At 64.3% G+C, this 15,119-nt stretch carries 14 protein-coding genes and 1 tRNA gene; 2 read left to right on the top strand and 13 right to left on the bottom strand.

Translation table 11 applies throughout. From position 1 onward, the window contains the following. Nucleotides 1-7: 7 nt before the first annotated feature. The 9 genes from M6D32_RS13120 to M6D32_RS13080 are packed head-to-tail and all read right to left on the bottom strand — an operon-like array spanning nucleotide 8 to nucleotide 10,331. Nucleotides 8-715 carry an ABC transporter ATP-binding protein gene (locus M6D32_RS13120; RefSeq protein WP_298256740.1) on the bottom strand — a complete coding sequence of 236 codons (708 nt, stop codon included), beginning with the start codon at nucleotides 713-715 and terminating at the stop codon, nucleotides 8-10. Then, nucleotides 712-2,424 carry an ATP-binding cassette domain-containing protein gene (locus tag M6D32_RS13115; RefSeq protein WP_298256738.1) on the bottom strand — a complete coding sequence of 571 codons (1,713 nt, stop codon included), beginning with the start codon at nucleotides 2,422-2,424 and terminating at the stop codon, nucleotides 712-714. Before M6D32_RS13115 ends, M6D32_RS13120 begins: the two co-directional genes overlap by 4 nt. After that, nucleotides 2,411-3,280: a branched-chain amino acid ABC transporter permease gene (locus M6D32_RS13110; protein ID WP_298256797.1), complete on the bottom strand. Its 870-nt coding sequence runs from the start codon at nucleotides 3,278-3,280 to the stop codon at nucleotides 2,411-2,413. Before M6D32_RS13110 ends, M6D32_RS13115 begins: the two co-directional genes overlap by 14 nt. Before the next feature lie 55 nt (nucleotides 3,281-3,335). Beyond that, nucleotides 3,336-4,514: an ABC transporter substrate-binding protein gene (locus tag M6D32_RS13105; RefSeq protein ID WP_298256736.1), complete on the bottom strand. Its 1,179-nt coding sequence runs from the start codon at nucleotides 4,512-4,514 to the stop codon at nucleotides 3,336-3,338. Between the two features lie 37 nt (nucleotides 4,515-4,551). Then, nucleotides 4,552-5,655, bottom strand: coding sequence for a GTP-binding protein (locus tag M6D32_RS13100; protein WP_298256734.1), 1,104 nt, complete (start codon nucleotides 5,653-5,655; stop codon nucleotides 4,552-4,554). After that, complete coding sequence (locus M6D32_RS13095) at nucleotides 5,648-7,312, bottom strand: amidohydrolase (RefSeq protein ID WP_298256731.1); 1,665 nt, start codon at nucleotides 7,310-7,312, stop codon at nucleotides 5,648-5,650. The genes M6D32_RS13100 and M6D32_RS13095 overlap by 8 nt, the downstream gene beginning before the upstream one ends. Before the next feature lie 51 nt (nucleotides 7,313-7,363). Continuing rightward, nucleotides 7,364-8,137 carry an SDR family oxidoreductase gene (locus M6D32_RS13090; protein WP_298256729.1) on the bottom strand — a complete coding sequence of 258 codons (774 nt, stop codon included), beginning with the start codon at nucleotides 8,135-8,137 and terminating at the stop codon, nucleotides 7,364-7,366. Continuing rightward, nucleotides 8,134-8,937 carry an SDR family oxidoreductase gene (locus tag M6D32_RS13085; RefSeq protein ID WP_298256727.1) on the bottom strand — a complete coding sequence of 268 codons (804 nt, stop codon included), beginning with the start codon at nucleotides 8,935-8,937 and terminating at the stop codon, nucleotides 8,134-8,136. The genes M6D32_RS13090 and M6D32_RS13085 overlap by 4 nt, the downstream gene beginning before the upstream one ends. Next, nucleotides 8,934-10,331: a transaminase gene (locus tag M6D32_RS13080; protein ID WP_298256725.1), complete on the bottom strand. Its 1,398-nt coding sequence runs from the start codon at nucleotides 10,329-10,331 to the stop codon at nucleotides 8,934-8,936. The genes M6D32_RS13085 and M6D32_RS13080 overlap by 4 nt, the downstream gene beginning before the upstream one ends. A 145-nt stretch (nucleotides 10,332-10,476) precedes the next feature. Between M6D32_RS13080 and M6D32_RS13075 the strand changes: the two genes are divergently transcribed. Both M6D32_RS13075 and M6D32_RS13070 read left to right on the top strand, forming a co-directional pair. Continuing rightward, nucleotides 10,477-11,232, top strand: coding sequence for an IclR family transcriptional regulator (locus tag M6D32_RS13075; protein WP_298256724.1), 756 nt, complete (start codon nucleotides 10,477-10,479; stop codon nucleotides 11,230-11,232). 25 nt (nucleotides 11,233-11,257) lie between these two features. Next, nucleotides 11,258-12,505: a Tm-1-like ATP-binding domain-containing protein gene (locus M6D32_RS13070; protein ID WP_298256722.1), complete on the top strand. Its 1,248-nt coding sequence runs from the start codon at nucleotides 11,258-11,260 to the stop codon at nucleotides 12,503-12,505. A gap of 1,245 nt (nucleotides 12,506-13,750) precedes the next feature. On the opposite strand, the gene M6D32_RS13065 is transcribed toward M6D32_RS13070, so the two are convergent. The 4 genes from M6D32_RS13065 to M6D32_RS13050 all read right to left on the bottom strand — a co-directional run bounded on the left by M6D32_RS13065 (nucleotide 13,751) and on the right by M6D32_RS13050 (nucleotide 15,101). Next, nucleotides 13,751-14,029 (bottom strand): hypothetical protein, encoded by a 279-nt coding sequence (locus tag M6D32_RS13065; RefSeq protein WP_298256720.1) that lies wholly within the window; start codon nucleotides 14,027-14,029, stop codon nucleotides 13,751-13,753. 215 nt (nucleotides 14,030-14,244) lie between these two features. Further along, nucleotides 14,245-14,553 carry a HigA family addiction module antitoxin gene (locus M6D32_RS13060; RefSeq protein ID WP_298256718.1) on the bottom strand — a complete coding sequence of 103 codons (309 nt, stop codon included), beginning with the start codon at nucleotides 14,551-14,553 and terminating at the stop codon, nucleotides 14,245-14,247. A gap of 13 nt (nucleotides 14,554-14,566) precedes the next feature. Continuing rightward, complete coding sequence (locus M6D32_RS13055) at nucleotides 14,567-14,851, bottom strand: type II toxin-antitoxin system RelE/ParE family toxin (RefSeq protein WP_298256716.1); 285 nt, start codon at nucleotides 14,849-14,851, stop codon at nucleotides 14,567-14,569. Between the two features lie 173 nt (nucleotides 14,852-15,024). Continuing rightward, nucleotides 15,025-15,101 (bottom strand) — tRNA-Arg (locus M6D32_RS13050). Between the last annotated feature and the right edge of the window lie 18 nt (nucleotides 15,102-15,119).

Below are 15,119 nucleotides of genomic sequence, written 5' to 3'. Positions count from 1 at the left end.
AAGTCGATCAGGTTTGCGAAGCGGAGGAGTCGCCAAGATAAAGTCTGTGCAGCAGGTCGTGCGACTGTGCAAGCGCCGCGCAAGGACCGTCGTAAACCAGGCGCCCCCGGCGCAGCACGTAGGCGCGGTCGCCAATCGACAGCGCGAGCGCGGCGAACTGCTCGACGAGCAGGACCGCCTGTCCCTGCTCGGCAAGCCTGCGCACCGCGCTCATCAAGCGGCCGACGATGACAGGCGCAAGACCAGCCGACATTTCGTCGATCATGATGGTTTTGGGTCGGGTCAGCAACGCGCGGGCGATGACGAGCATCTGCTGCTCCCCGCCGGAGAGTAGGCCGGCGCGCACGTCCTTGCGTCTCTCGAGTTCAGGAAACAGCGCATAGGCCGCGGCGAGATCGGCCTCGCGCGACGCGGCGCGCAAATTTTCATCGGTGGTTAGCGTGCGGAAGACGGTGCGGCCCTGTTCGACATGAGCCAACCCCTTGCGCGCACGCAGGCCTGGGCGCAATCCATGAATGGCTTCGCAGTGAAGCTCGATGGCCCCGCCGGCGATCGGCGTGATGCCGGAAAGCCCTTCCAGCAGCGTAGTCTTGCCGGAGCCGTTGGTGCCGAGCAGCACGCTCACGCTGCCGGGCTCGACGACGAGACTGACGCCGCGTATCACCGGCAGGCCCGCGCGGTTGATATGGACGTCGGCGACCCTGAGTGCGCTCATGCGGCCACCGTTTCGTCGACGCCGAGATAAGCGGTCTTCACGGCCGGAAGCTCGAGCACCTTCGCGGTCGGGCCGGAAGCGATTACTCTACCGAAGTCGAGCACGGTGACGGACGCGCAGGCCGCGCGTACCAGGTCCATGTCGTGGTCGACCAGCAGCACCGCGGAGCCGAACACTGCCGGTATTTCTGCAATGCGCGCGGCGAGCCGTAGCGCCTCGTCGTACGACTGGCCGGCCGCCGGCTCGTCAAGCAGCGCGAGCGCGGGGCGCGCAGCAACGACTCCTGCGACGTCAAGGATGCGCCGCGTGGCCGCATCGATCTTGGCGACCTTCTGGTCGGGATCGAGGCGACCGATCCACGCCAGCGCGGCGCGCAACTGCGCGGTGGTGAGGCCGCCTGATGCAAGCATCAGATAGGCGCCGACCGACAAGTCCGGCGCGATGCGGTTCGTCTGCCAGGTACGGCGCACGCCGAGCTGGGCCCGCTTGTGCGCAAGCAGGCCCTCGAGCGCCTTCCCCTGCAACTCGATGGAGCCCTCATAGGATGGCAGGAAGCCGGTCACCGCGTCGATCAGGGTCGACTTGCCCGCTCCGTTGGGCCCGATCAGGCCGACGACCGAGCCAGCCGGCACGTCGAAATCCACATCATCGAGTGCGACCACAGCGCCGTAGCACACGGAGAGATCGCGCACGGTGAGCGCCGGCGCGGCGCCATGGTCGCGGCGCCGCGGCAGATCGGCTCGGTTGAGCACGACCGTCTCCGTTGCGCGGCGCCGCAGCAGGCGTCCCCGCACGCGCCGCAGGCTCTCGCTGATCGTCTCGCCGGTCGAGAGCGCCTGCACGGCGCCGACCGCAAACAGCACGTTGCCCAGATCCTGCGGCAGATTGAGGCGGCGCAGCAATTCGGGGAACAGCGTCACGAGCGCGCCGCCAATGATTGCACCTTCGGCATATTGCGCACCGGCCATGGTGGCGACAGCGAACAGCGAAAGCGAGCCGAACATCGTGAAATTGTCCGCCACAAGTGTGCCGAGATAGCCGGCAAGCAATCCGCCCGCGACACCTGCGATAAACGCGCTGATCGCGAAGGCGCGCAGCTTGGCCGAGGGAATGCCGACGCCATGCGCCGCCGCGGCGCGCTCGGAATGCCGGATCGCGAGCCAGGACGAGCCGAGGCGTGCGCCGGCAAGCAACTCGAGCGCCGCTGCGATCAGCACAAAGACGATCAGTACGAACAGGAAATAGCCCTCGTCGCTGTCGAAGCCATACGGGCGCGGCACTTGCAGGAACTGAGTCTGGCCGGGGAAAGTATTGGCAGCAAGGATCGCGTCGAATGCGCTCGCGAAGCCGAGCGTGACGATCGCCAGATTGATGCCGCGCAGCCGCAACGCCGGCAGCCCGATCGCAATGCCGAACGGCATGGCGGCAAGACCGCCGATCAGGATCCAAAGCGGCAAGCCGCCGGGCGCGCCGGCTACGTTGAGGTAGCCGACCGTCCAGGCGCCAACACCGGCGAACGAGAGCTGGCACAGCGAGATCATGCCCGTGCGACCCTCGACGATGCCGATGCTGAGCAGGTTCACCGCGGTGATCAGCACCGCGGTCGCGAGGTAGATCCAATAGCCCGGCAGCACGCCGGCGGCGACGCCACCGACTACGAGCGTGGCAATGGCCACCGTGGCGGCCGAGCGGAGGCTAGCGCGCATCATCCCAACGGGCCCCCCTCTGCGACCAGAGCAGCACCGCGAGAATGACAAGGAAGGGCAGTGCAGTCCGATATTCCCCGAGACCTGGGATGACGCTGGCCAGGCCCTCGATCATACCCATCGCGACGCCACCGACCAGCGTCACCCAGAAATTGCGGAAGAACCCGATCAGGGCCGCAGCGAGCGCGGGTACGACCAGCAGGCTCAAGGCGAGGAAGTTTGGCGCGCGTTGCGGCGCGATAATGATCAGCGCGAGCGCCGTCGCAGCGCCCCCGACACCCCAGACCCAGAGCGAAAGTACATGGACCGGGATGCCGATCAATTCCGCCGCGACGGGGCGCTCGGAGAGCGCGCGCAATTGCAGGCCGGTATGCGAGCGATCGAGAAACAGATTGGCCGCCAGCGTGAACAGCACAGCAAGGGCAAGGGTCGCAACCGAGGCGTTGGTCACTTCGACACCTGCGAGGCGAAACGCCGAGCCGCGGATCAGTTCCGGAAAGTCATGCGGGTGCTGGCCGCCGGTGATGCGAAGACCGATCGCCGCGAGGCCGACCAAAAGCGCGACCGCGACCGCGGCCTTGGTGGATGCCGGTGACTCCGCGAACCATTTCGTAACGATCGCGCCGACGCCGATACCGACAGCAGCGCCAACGATGACGCCTGCCAGCGCGCCGACGCCGATGGGCAGCCCTTGCTCGACCAGCATCGCGAACGCGAACGCGCCCGCCGCGCCGATCGCCGCACCGACGAAGTTGACGACCGAAACGAGTCGATAGGTAAAGACCGCACAGACGCCGAGCAGCGCATAAGCGCCTCCTGCGGCAAGTCCGGCCACGGCTGCGGTGAGATAAAGGTTCATCATCAATCCGGAAATCGCCGGGCGGGCTTGACCGCCCGGCATGCCTTGAGACTGCTTACTTTGCCGGAACGACGAGCCAGTCCTTGGTCTCGACCGTCCAGGCGCCCTTCTCGAGCTTGACCACCTTGGTCGATTGCATCGGGGCATGCCTGTCGGCGGTCCCGAACACATAGGGTGAGCCTGCCAGCGGATAGGACTTGGGCTTCATCGAGGCGAGTGCCTTGTTTATGCTGTCGCGCGTGACCGGTCCGTCGATACTCTTGATGACGTCGAGCATCACTTCAGCAGAGAGGTAACCGCCTTGCGAAAACGCCGTGAGCGGACGCTTGCCCGCGTTCATCGCCGCAATCCAGTCCTTGTTGGCAGGCGAATTCCGATCGGTATAGGGCTCCCATTCGGTGCCGGCATAGATCGGTTGCTTGCTGTCGGCGAGCGTCTTGGCGACTTCGACGGTGTAACCCGGCGCCAGGAACAGCCAGTTGATGCCGCCGATCTTCTGCGCATCCGCGGTCTTGACCCAGGCGACGACGCCCGGCTCGATCGCATTGCTGATGACCGCGTCACAGCCTGCATCGCGCGCCTTGATGACGAAGGGCGTATAGTCGCCGGAGATCGGAACGGTCAGGTCGACGAGCTTGGCCTTCTGGCCGGTGAGCTGCTCCCATCGCGCGATGGCGGCCTTGTACGCCTCCTGCGTGCCGCCGATGATAATGAACATCGCGCACAGATTCTTCACCTTCAGCTTGTTGGTGGCGAACAACCCCATGGCCGTCGTCAGCGTGTAAGGACCGACGTTGACCGGAGCGATATTCGGTGAATTGAAGCAGACGGGATCGACACCGAGTCCGTGCACGGACATCACATTGGCGCGCTTGTAAGTCGGGGCGTTGACGGCGCATTCCAACAGGCTGGCGCCCCCTGTCATCGCGACCACCTTCTTGTTGTCGATGAAGTCGCGTGCAGCTTGGGCTGCCACCTGCGGGTCGGCCTTGTCGTCGGCAATTTCGTAGTCGATCTTGCAGCCATTGACGCCACCGGCGCGGTTGACCGCGTCATACATCGTCTTCGCGGCTTTCGGCACTTCGCTGAAGTCAGCCGGGCCGGTGATGGTCGATATCGCGCCGAGCTTGATCGAACCGTCCGGGCAAGTGGGCCCCGCGGCAAACGCCGCTCCGGACCATGTGGCGGCCGCGAGACCGCTCGCGAGCAGGACTGCAGTTGGTTTCAGTGACATCTTGGGTTCCCTCCGTTTAATTTTTTTGGAACGAGCGTCAGGCGGCTGGCCTGCGCATCCGCGCGAGATCAATCGCGGCGAATTTCGAAAGCGTATCCTCGATGGTGGCGCGCCGAATGCCGCGCGTGATGAAGACGAGGCGCGTGCGCCGGTCCGCGCTCGGCCAGGCGGCGAGTTCGCACGGCGGATGAAACACATGCTGAACGCCATGCACGACGATCGGAGTGTCGGGCCGCTCCGCGACGTGAACCAGGCCCTTGAAGCGGAGCAGGTCTTCGCCCTTCAGGAGCGCGAGGTATTCGAGCCACTGCTTGAATGCGCCCCAGGCGACCGGACGATCGATAATAATCGAGAAGGTAGAGATGTCCTTGTCATGTTGCAGGCCGTGTCGGGGATCGGCGCAATCGGGATTGCGGCAGCTTTCAATATGCGCTTCCGCCCGGAAGTGCGGTTGTTCGGCCGCACGCGCGGCACGCTCGAACCAGCCGACGATCTCTCCAGGCCCGGCATGCGCTGCATCGAGCTCCAGCCCGGTCAAGGCGGACGCCGGCGCATCGCCTTCCCGCGAATGAATGACGAGCGCGGTGGGATTGAGCGTCGCGAGACGGGAGAGCAGCGGCGTTTGCGCCCCCTCGCCTGCGATGTCGGTCTTCGTCAGCAAGAGGCGGTCGGCAACCGCGACCTGCTTGACCGCTTCGCGGTGCGCGTTGAGCGTCGCCAGGCCGTTGACCGCGTCGACCGTTGCAAGCACGCCGTCGATCCGGTAACATCTCGCCAGCCGCTCCTCCGCCATCAGCGCGTGCAGGATCGGCGCAGGATCCGCAAGGCCAGTCGTCTCGACCACCACACGGCGAAAATCGGGAAGCTCGCCGGCGTCCGCTCGCGCAATCAGCCGGAGCAATGTCTCCACGAGATCATCACGCACCGTGCAGCAAACGCAGCCGTTGTCGAGCAGCGCGAAGCGTTCTTCGCTGGTTTCGATCAACAGGTGATCGAGCCCGATCTCGCCGAATTCATTGATGATCGCGACCGTGCCGGCGAATTCGGATGTCTTCAGGAGACGAGCAAGCGTCGTCGTCTTGCCGCTGCCGAGGAACCCGGTCAGCACTGTCACCGGCCGCAACCGACCTGCATCAGGCACGTTCATAGACGGCTTGTCCCTCGAAATAGGTCGTCATTACCTTCGTGTCGGCAATTTCGTTCGCCGCGATTTCAAACAGGTTGCGGTCGAGCACGATCAGATCGGCGGACTTTCCGATTTCGACCGAGCCTGTCACGCCGCCGAGTTGCAGCGTCCGCGCGCCGTTGATGGTGTAGATTTCCAGCGTCGTCGCGAGATCCAGCGCCTGCTCGGGCCATAGCGTGCTGTCGCCGAATTCGCCCGACGGATTGCGCCGGGTCACCATGCCCTCGATCCCGTTCCAGGGATCAGGATTGGGAATGACCGGCCAGTCCGAGCCGCCGCTCATCAGCGCACCGGCCTCGAGCAGATCGCGGTTCGGCCAGAACCGTTCGGCGCGCTCCTTGCCCATTGCGACCTTGTGGCCTTCAAGAAAGAAGGTGGGATACCAGATGATCGGCGAGAGATCGGCGACGACGCCCAGCTCTCCGAAGCGCCTCACGTCGGCCGGCGTGATGTAGCTCGCATGGGCGATCTGATGCGTCAGATGGGTCGGGCCATTGAAGCTGCGCACCACGTCGATGGCGTCGAGCGCCTGCGTCACCGCGGCGTCGCCTGCGCAATGGATCTTCACGCTGAGGCCAAGCTTCTCGCATTTGCCGAGCCAGCGAATGAGATCGGGCACGGTCATCAGGGTCGAGCCACGAAAGCAGCAGCCGCGGATCGGGTCGGCCGCGTAAGGCTCGTGAAAAGCGGCGGTCTTAAAGCCCGGCACACCATCGAGAAAAAATTTCACGAAGTCCGGCTTCACGTGCCGGCTGCGGAACTGCTCTCGGATGCCGATGAGTTCGTCGCCCGAGACCCCGAACATGAAGGCCGGCTCGACCGCCGGCATGGAGCAGCCGGCCCACGCACTCAGCGCGCCGCGGTCGTCAAGCCCTTTGAGCGCCGCCATGATCGGCTTCATCGACGCGGCCTCTAAAAACGAGGTGACGCCGAAGGAATTGAGCGTGTCGATCGACCGCGCCATCGCCGCCTGATCCATTTCCGCCGTATAATGGCCGGACTCGCCCATGATCCGCTCGACGATCCCCGATGCGGCTTCGATCATCATGCCGGTCAGGGCCCCGGTCGCGGGATCACGACCGATTTCCCCGTTGGCTGGGTTCGGTGTGTCCGATGTCACGCCGCAGCGGCGCAGGGCTTCCGAACTGCACCAGCGATTGTGATGGCTGTCGTCGCGCAGCAACACCGGATGGCCGAGCGAAGCCTCGTCGAGCTTGGCAAGCGCAGCCGCGGTATTGAGCGCCGGCAATTTGTCCGTGCCCCATTGCGCTCCGACGATCCAGGCGCCGGGCGCGGCTTTTTCCGCCCAGGCGCGGACCGCCGCGCAAATCTGGTCGACGCCGAGGGATGAACGGAAGTTGAGATCGAACAGCTCGGCCTGCCCGCCCATCAGCATATGCGTATGGATGTCCGTGATGCCGGGCATCGCCATGCGCCCCCGCAAATCGACGACGTGCGTGGACGGCCCCTTGTGTGGTTCGATAGCGGCATCGTCCCCGACCGCGACGTAGCGGCCATTGCGGACAGCAACGGCGCTTGCCCATGAGCGGTTGCGATCCACCGTGTAGATGCGGCCGTTGCGCAGGACGAGGTCGGCGAAAGAGGCTTTCATCGCGGGATATCCGGTGAGTGCTCGAAGGAAGCGGGTGGGAAGGTCATCACGTCACGCCGCCTTTCCCGCCACAGGCGAGCGGCCGCCGCCATCGGCGATCAGCACCGCTCCTGTGACGAAGGAGGCGTCCTCGGAGGCGAGGAACAAACAGCAGGCGGCGATCTCGGCGGCCGCAGCAATGCGGCCGAGCGCGATGCGCGCGGCGAGCGCAGCGAACTCGGCTTCCGCCGTCGAGCCGCTGGCATCGGCGGCGAGGCGCATCTCCATCTCGCTCATCGGCGTGCGCACCCAGCCGGGCGCGACGCAGTTGGCGCGCACGCCGTCTGCCCCATGCGCATGAGCGATCGATCGGGTGTAGGAGACAAGCGCCGACTTACTGGCGGCGTAGCTCGCCGTGTTCGGCGATGCGTTGAAGGCGGCGACGGAAGCAACGTTGACGATGCAGCCTCGCGCTGCGATCAGCGATGGTAACGCCGCGCGGCAGACCGCCATCGGCCCGTCGACGTTGACCGAGAAGACACGTCGCCACGTCTCGTCGGCCATGCGCGCGGGAGCATCCAATGCGATGACGCCCGCGGCGTTGACGACGATGTCGAGAGTGCCGCCGCAGGCTGCAATCGCCCTCGCGATATCGGCCGTGCGCGTCACGTCTCCCTCAACGGCAAGGCCGCCGCAGGCCCGCGACACAGCCTCGAGCGCCTCGCCGTCGAGGCCGAACAACACGACTTTCGCACCTTCGACCGCGAAGCGCTCGGCGACCGCACGGCCGATCCCGGTTGCGGCTCCGGTCACCAATGCCGTTTTTCCCACGAGCCGTCCCGTCATGGCACGGCCCTCGCGCGATCCATCGCCCAGCCCGTCTCGGGCAGCAGTGCGCCGCCGTCGACAATGATCGTTTGCCCAGTCACATATTTGGCTTCGCGCGAGGCGAGATAAAGCATCGCGAAGGCAACGTCGTCGGCCTCGCCCATGCGGCCGAGCGGTAGGTCGTCGGCGATTCGCGCCATCGCGTCGTCGCTGCCCAGGGCACCGCGCCCGGGCTTGGCGATGAAGCCGGGTTCGACGCCGTTGACCGTAATCGCGTCACGCGCCAGTTCGAGCGCCGCGCTGCGGATGAAGCCGTTCACCCCCGCCTTGGCTGCCGCATAATGCGAAGCGCCGACCATGGCCGCGCGCGGACCCGTGACTGACGAGGTGATAAGAATGCGCCCGCCGCGGCGCCGGCGCATGTGCGGGATCACGGCCTGCGTCAGCCAGAAACAGGTATTGAGGTTGAGTGATAGCGTGGCATCGAGCGTGGCCTCATCGAGCGCCTCGAGCGAGCACCATGGGCATCCTCCGGCATTGTGGACGAGAATGTCGAGCCCGCCCCCGGCGGCGACACGATCCACCAGCGACGCAAGACCGCGGCGGGAAAGATCGTCGAACTTTTCGGGGCGGACCTTGAGCCCGCGCGCGCCGAGCTCGGCCGCGAGCGCCTCTACATGCGAAACCGTGCGGTTAGCTGCAACGATCTCGGCGCCGGCTTCCGCCAGCCGCGTCACGATCGCCGCCCCGATACCGCGACCGGCGCCCGTCACGAGCGCGCGCTGGCCGGAGAGATCAAAGTGCGAGCGGCCAGTCATGGCCTCACCGCACCTTCCGCCATCGCCGTCTCGACAAAGCGGCCGAACACGTCGTCGTGTCGTTCGACATCCGCATCCGTGGTCGCCGGGCACATCAGAAACATGGTGTGGAACGGCGTCACCAGCACGCCTTCATTCAGATAGAAAACATGGAGCCAGGTCTCGAGACCGCCCTGGCGCATCGCCGCGGCGTCCGCGCCATCGCGCGGCGGCACAGCTCCGAACATGATCTCGCAGCGTGCTCCGATCTCTGTGACGTGCCAGGACAATCCGAGTTTTTCGATCGCCCGCCGCGCGCCCGTCGCGAGCTTCCGCGCCCGCGCAATCATGCCGGCATAAGCCGATGGCGTGAGCACCTCGGCGAGCACCGCGCGCATCGCCGCGACCGTGAGCGCATTGCCGGCAAGGGTTCCGCCCATGCCGAGGTGGGCACTCTGCCGAGCCTTCGGATTCAGCATCGGCACGACCTTCCACATGCGCTCGGCCACCTCGGCGGAAACACCGAGCGCACCGCACGGCACACCGCCCGCGATCGCCTTGCCGAGCGTGATCATATCGGGCTCCAGCCCGTGCTCGCGCGTATAGCCCCCGATGCCGCAGGAGATCGTATGGGTCTCGTCGATAATGAGCAGCGCGCCGGCTTTCCTGGTCGCGGCCCGCAGCGCCGCGTGAAAGCCCGGCTGCGGCGGGATCATGCCGAAATTGGTCATCGCGGGCTCGGTAAGCACGCAGGCGACGTCGCAGTGCGCCAGTGCCGCTTCCAGCGCCGCGGGGTCGTTGAATTCCACGACGCGCGAAACCCGCGTGTGATCGACGCCGTTCGGATGGATCATGTTGCGCAATTGCGCTTTGCCGTTGACGAGTTGCACATGGGCTTCTTCCACGCCGCCGTGATAGCAACCGGAAAACACGAGCACCTTGTTGCGGCCGGTAATCATGCGCGCGATACGGATCGCGGCGCGGTTGGCGTCAGTCGCCGAAGTCGTCAGCGTCCAATACGGCAGCGCAAAGCGTCGCGCGAGCTCCTCGCCGACCCAGAGGCTGTCCTCCGTCGGCAACATGGTGGAGGCGCCGTTGGCAAGCTGCCGCGCAACCGCCGTCGTGACGGCTTCTGGACCGTGGCCACACATGCCGCCGGTATCGCCGAGACAGAAATCGACATAGGTCCGCCCATCGAGATCGGTCAGACGCGCACCCTTCGCGCTCGCGACATAGACCGGAAAGCCGCCGGCCCAGCGGCGCATCCAATGCGAAGGCCCGCCATAGAGAAAGTGTTCACGGCCGCGCGCCCAAGCCTCGGCCGATCGCGGATGCATCTCGCGGAAGCGAGCCTGTTCGCGATCGATCATACGATCGACCGCGCTCTCGTCGATGCGGCTCAACGTGCGATCCATGCCACCGCCTTGTTGCATCTCCCAGATAGGTTCATTATATGAACCTATATTTCAACTATAGACTTGCAAAGCCGCCACGATCGAGTCAAGTCTTTTGTCGCCGCGGTTCCCGCGGGCTACGCAGGGTGGGAGGCATTCCGCGTCCATGAGCACGGTCGTCAAAGCGCTATCGCTGCTGGATCATTTCGAAACCGCGGCGCCCGAAATCGGCCTCGTCGACATGGCTCGCCTGTCCGGCCATGACAAAGCAACGACGCGACGGCTGCTGGTCGCGCTCGCCGCGAAAGGCTTCATCGAGCAGGATCCGGAGAGCCGACGCTACCGCCTGGGTGCGGCGCTGGTTCGCCTTGCGCGCATTCGCGAGGCCGCGCTTCCGCTGCTCGATATCGCGCGCCCGCTGGTCGAGGCGCTTTCACAACAGTGCGAAGAGACTGTCCACGTGTCACAGATCGCGGGCGACGTTCTATCGAGCGTACTCGTCCGTGAGAGTCCGCACGCCAACCGGGTCAGCGTGGCCGTCGGGCAGAGGCTGCCGTTCCATTGCACTGCGTCGGGTATTGCCTTCCTTTCCGCAGCAACCCAGCACTTTCTTACCGCCGTCCTGCGAGGTCCGCTGCCTCGCATGACCTCGAAATCGCTGACGACGGCCAGCCAGCTGCGGAAGTCGATCGAGGCTGCATTGAAACTTGGCTATGCGTTCAGCGACCAGGGCTTCGAGGACGGCGTCGTCAGCGTCGCGGCCCCGATCATCGGCCCGGGCGGCAGCGCCGTCGGTGCAATTTCCATCGCGAGCCCCGCAGTGCGGGCGGACGAGGCTGCCATCGCGCGCCACGGCGCCGAGGCTCGCAGCGCGGCACAGCGAATCTCCGCGGCGCTTGGCGGGCGGCTCGCCGCCGCGTGAAATCCCAACCGGAAGCGGATATGCGATGACGACGACAAGACCCCGAATCCTGCTGATTGGAACGGCCGATACCAAATCGCCAGAACTTGCATTCCTCAGAGATTGTATCCTGCAGGCCGGCGCCGAAGCCGTATTCATGGATATCGGCATCCTCGCGCGCGGGACTCTGAAGGCGGAAATCCCCAACGACGCGGTTGCCGCCGCCGCGAATTCCACCCTCCCCGAGATCGCGGAACTCGGCGACGAAAACCTCGCAATGGCCAGGATGGCGGAAGGCGCGGCCCGGCTCGCGAGCCGATACCGCGTGGAAGGGCGGATCGACGGCATGCTCGCGCTCGGTGGCACGATGGGCACCGATCTTGCGCTTGATGTGGCCTCGGCGCTGCCGCTCGGCTTCCCGAAATTCATCGTCTCCACGATCGCCTACTCGCATCTGATTCCGCCGGAGCGCGTGTCGCCCGACCTGATGATGATCCTGTGGGCCGGCGGCCTCTATGGCCTCAACGACATCTGCCGCTCGTCGCTCGCTCAGGCGGCGGGCGCCGTCGTTGGCGCCTGCCGGGTGGCGCGCAGGCCTGCCGGCAATCGCCCGCTGATCGGCATGACATCGCTCGGCAAGAGTTGCTTGCGCTACATGGAATACCTGCTGCCCGCGCTCGAGGCGCGGGGCTACGACATCGCGGTGTTCCACACCACCGGCATGGGCGGGCGCGCATTCGAGACGTTGGCAGCCAGCGGCGCCTTCGCCGCAGTCATGGATTTCAGTCTGCAGGAACTTGCCAACCACTGCGCCGGCTCGATCGTCACCGCCGGCGCGGACCGGCTCCAGGGCGCCGGACGTCGCGGCACGCCGCAGATCGTAGCGCCCGGCGCCATCGACATGATCGACTTTCCGACCTGGCGCGAGAACCGGTGGGGTGACGAGGGGCGAAATTACCACGCCCACAATCGCCTGCTAGCATCCGTCAGTGCGACCGGCGACGAACGCCGCCGTGTCGCGCGCCACATTGCCGAGAAGCTGTCGCTTGGCACAGGCCCAACCGTCTACATCGTTCCTCGACAGGGCATCGAGGGATGGGACCGCGAGGGCGAACCCATGCACGCACCGCAGGCGCTTGCCGCGTTCCTGGACGAGACGCGGCGTGTGCCAATCGCAAATGTCCGGCTGATCGAGCTCGACGCGCATATCAATGACGTAGCCTTCGCCGAGACCGCACTCGAAGTCCTCGACGATTGGGTCACGAGCGGCCTCGTGCGGAGGGGACGCGTGTAGGGGCAGGAAATATTCGTGCAAGAGGCCGTCGCCCCGATATCCAACCCGCCGAAGCTGTAGTGCTGAAGCTCGAAACGCGCACAGAACTGTAACATAAGTCCCCGTGTTCTCGTCACGATCTCGGCCAAATACTTGAAAGCCTTTGGCCCCACCACTCAGTGAGCGGCCCTTCGGACGCCACGTCTCAACTCGCAAATTCCTAATTGCTTGATGTCGCCGTCGCCTTTCGGCGGCCACCGGCCCCCAATTCGCGAGAACCACGCGAAAGAAAGTAGAACCCCTGTGATGGCGTCCCGGGAACCGCCCCGGCAGCTAAACCGGGACGGAGATTGAACTATGACGAAAGTGGTTGCGGGGATAGGATTTGAGTCTGTGACCGTCCAGGTTATGAGCCTGCCGGGGGCACTCGCACTATGATCTCGGTTGGCCCCTGAGGTCGACTAAAGTTATGAAAGTTGGATCCCTGCGACAAAACCGTTTGAGAAACCGTTTTGGTTTGCGCGGCTCAAACGGTGAACTTCCGTAAGCGCTTGATCTGACTGGCGCGCCACGGCCGATGAAGATGGGCACTACTCGTTCGCCGTGGCGCTATGATGCCTCAGCCCGCGATGCGCTCCAATTGGCGAGGCTGCGATGCTTTGCGATCCAGCACTACGCCTTTTTGAAACTCCTCTACCGCGAGTGGGTGGTCCGGTTCCCGCGGCGGCCTTATCGCTTGAGCTGGCAAGACATATCGATGGGATTACTATTCCCGCAGTCCCATTGCGGGCCAAAGCCCCAGTTAAATCGCCCCTTTGGGGTGGGGAGCAGTGCGACAAGAAGCAGAAAAAGCCCACTGATCACGAGCACCGCAATAGCAAGCGCGTCGCCGCTCTTTTTTGGTCTCTGAAATCTCATTGGCCGATCTCCGAAAGCAACCGTACCTTCGGCCCGCTTAACAAATTAAGACAGCCCCAACTTTAAGCTAAAAGCGATCCAAATGTCTGCAATGGTCACAAGCGCCGTTTTGAACGCCGGTCGATGTCTTCCGCTCTACCCCAATAAGCAGATCATTTCGGAGCCCGACGTCGCTTGAGGGCTAAATCCGGACCTCGAACGAGACACTTGTCTTTGTCTTAGAGGATTCTTTTGCCTCGGACGAACCGCCTCCCAAGCCAGACGGCGCACCAAATTACTACGGCGAGGCCCACAACCGAAACGCTCGCGTATCCAAAAGCTTCAGCCGAAATATTTCGCTGCCGCGTGTCACCGGGCTTCCATAACCGTAAATATCACCCAAAGTAAGAACCAGATCACGCCCGTTAAAAACGCTAAGAGCCACCGGTTGACTTGCGAAGGAATATGCCGAGTTGAAGCATCGTTTTGCGTGGATGGAGAGCGCTCATCAGAGGGAAAGGATTGAGGATCGCCAGACGGCGACGACGGGAAGAATCCTACGATCATATAAACAAGGCCGACCAAAGCAAGAAAGATGAGCCCAAGGGCGAGCAATACGATCAGTGCGACACCTGGGGAAATGGCCATTACCGTATCAGCTCCTTCGCCGAGAGCATCCTAAGCGCCAGAAGCGGTAGATTTGCGGAGTGGCGCGCCACGGCCGATGAAGACGGGCACTACTCTTTCGCCGTAGCGCTATGATCTGGCGCTCGCGGCTGCGCGAGGGCTTCCGAACCCACGATGACGCCGCCGATTGCCATTCACCGTCGGCCTCGGATACGCCTCTGCAGGTCGGTTGTCGGTCAGGCTGCAGGTTTAGCTTCGCGCGCCGGCGCGATCTTGCGCAGCGTAGTGCCCAGTTCGTCCTCTGCCCGTTCAAGATCATACTGCGTCTGGATGCCCATCCAGAACGCGGCGGAGGTGCCGAAGAATCTGCCGAGCCGCAGGGCGGTATCGGCAGTTACCGGGGTTTGCTCATTGGCCAGCCGCTCGATTCGCGTGCGCGGCACGCCGACAGCACGAGCCACCGCGTAAGGAGAGAGGCTCAAGGGGCGCAGGAATTCCTCGCGCAGGACCTCGCCGGGATGAACGGGGGGGAGTTTCTTGGCCACGGTAGCGCACCTTTCAATGATAATCGATGATCTCGACTTCTTCCGGCCCCTGATCTCTCCACCGGAATACGATCCGCCACTGATCATTTATTCGGATCGAATGCTTGCCAGCAAAGTCCCCTCGCAAAGCTTCCAGGCGGTTGCCCGGCGGCGCCACAAGATCACCAAGCCTTGTGGCGTTGTTCAACTGCACCAGTTTTCGGCGGGCGACCTTGGCGACGTCGGTCGGAAACCCCTTCGGAACGCGTCGCAGCGCGAAGATCAACTCTGCGAACGGTCCCCGGAAGCTTCTGATCATTACGCGCTGTGTATCATATCATGATACCAAATGCAACTGTCTTCCTGCCGCTCAGTCGGCCGTCCTCAGTTCTCGCGGCGCCGAAAAAAACCTGCGGCGCGCTTTGCCAAGAGTGGCGCACGAATGGACGGTCCGGCGGGGTGCGGCACATCGTAGCGTGCCCTGGCGTAGAATGGCGCGCCCGGAACGATTCGAACGTCCGACCCTCAGATTCGTAGTCTGATGCTCTATCCAGCTGAGCTACGGGCGCGTTTTTTCGCAAAAATCA

Source organism: Bradyrhizobium sp., from assembly GCF_027307225.1.
GTDB lineage: Bacteria > Pseudomonadota > Alphaproteobacteria > Rhizobiales > Xanthobacteraceae > Bradyrhizobium.
Note: the sequence above shows the minus strand (reverse complement) of the source record. Positions and strands in the feature narration are given on the sequence as shown.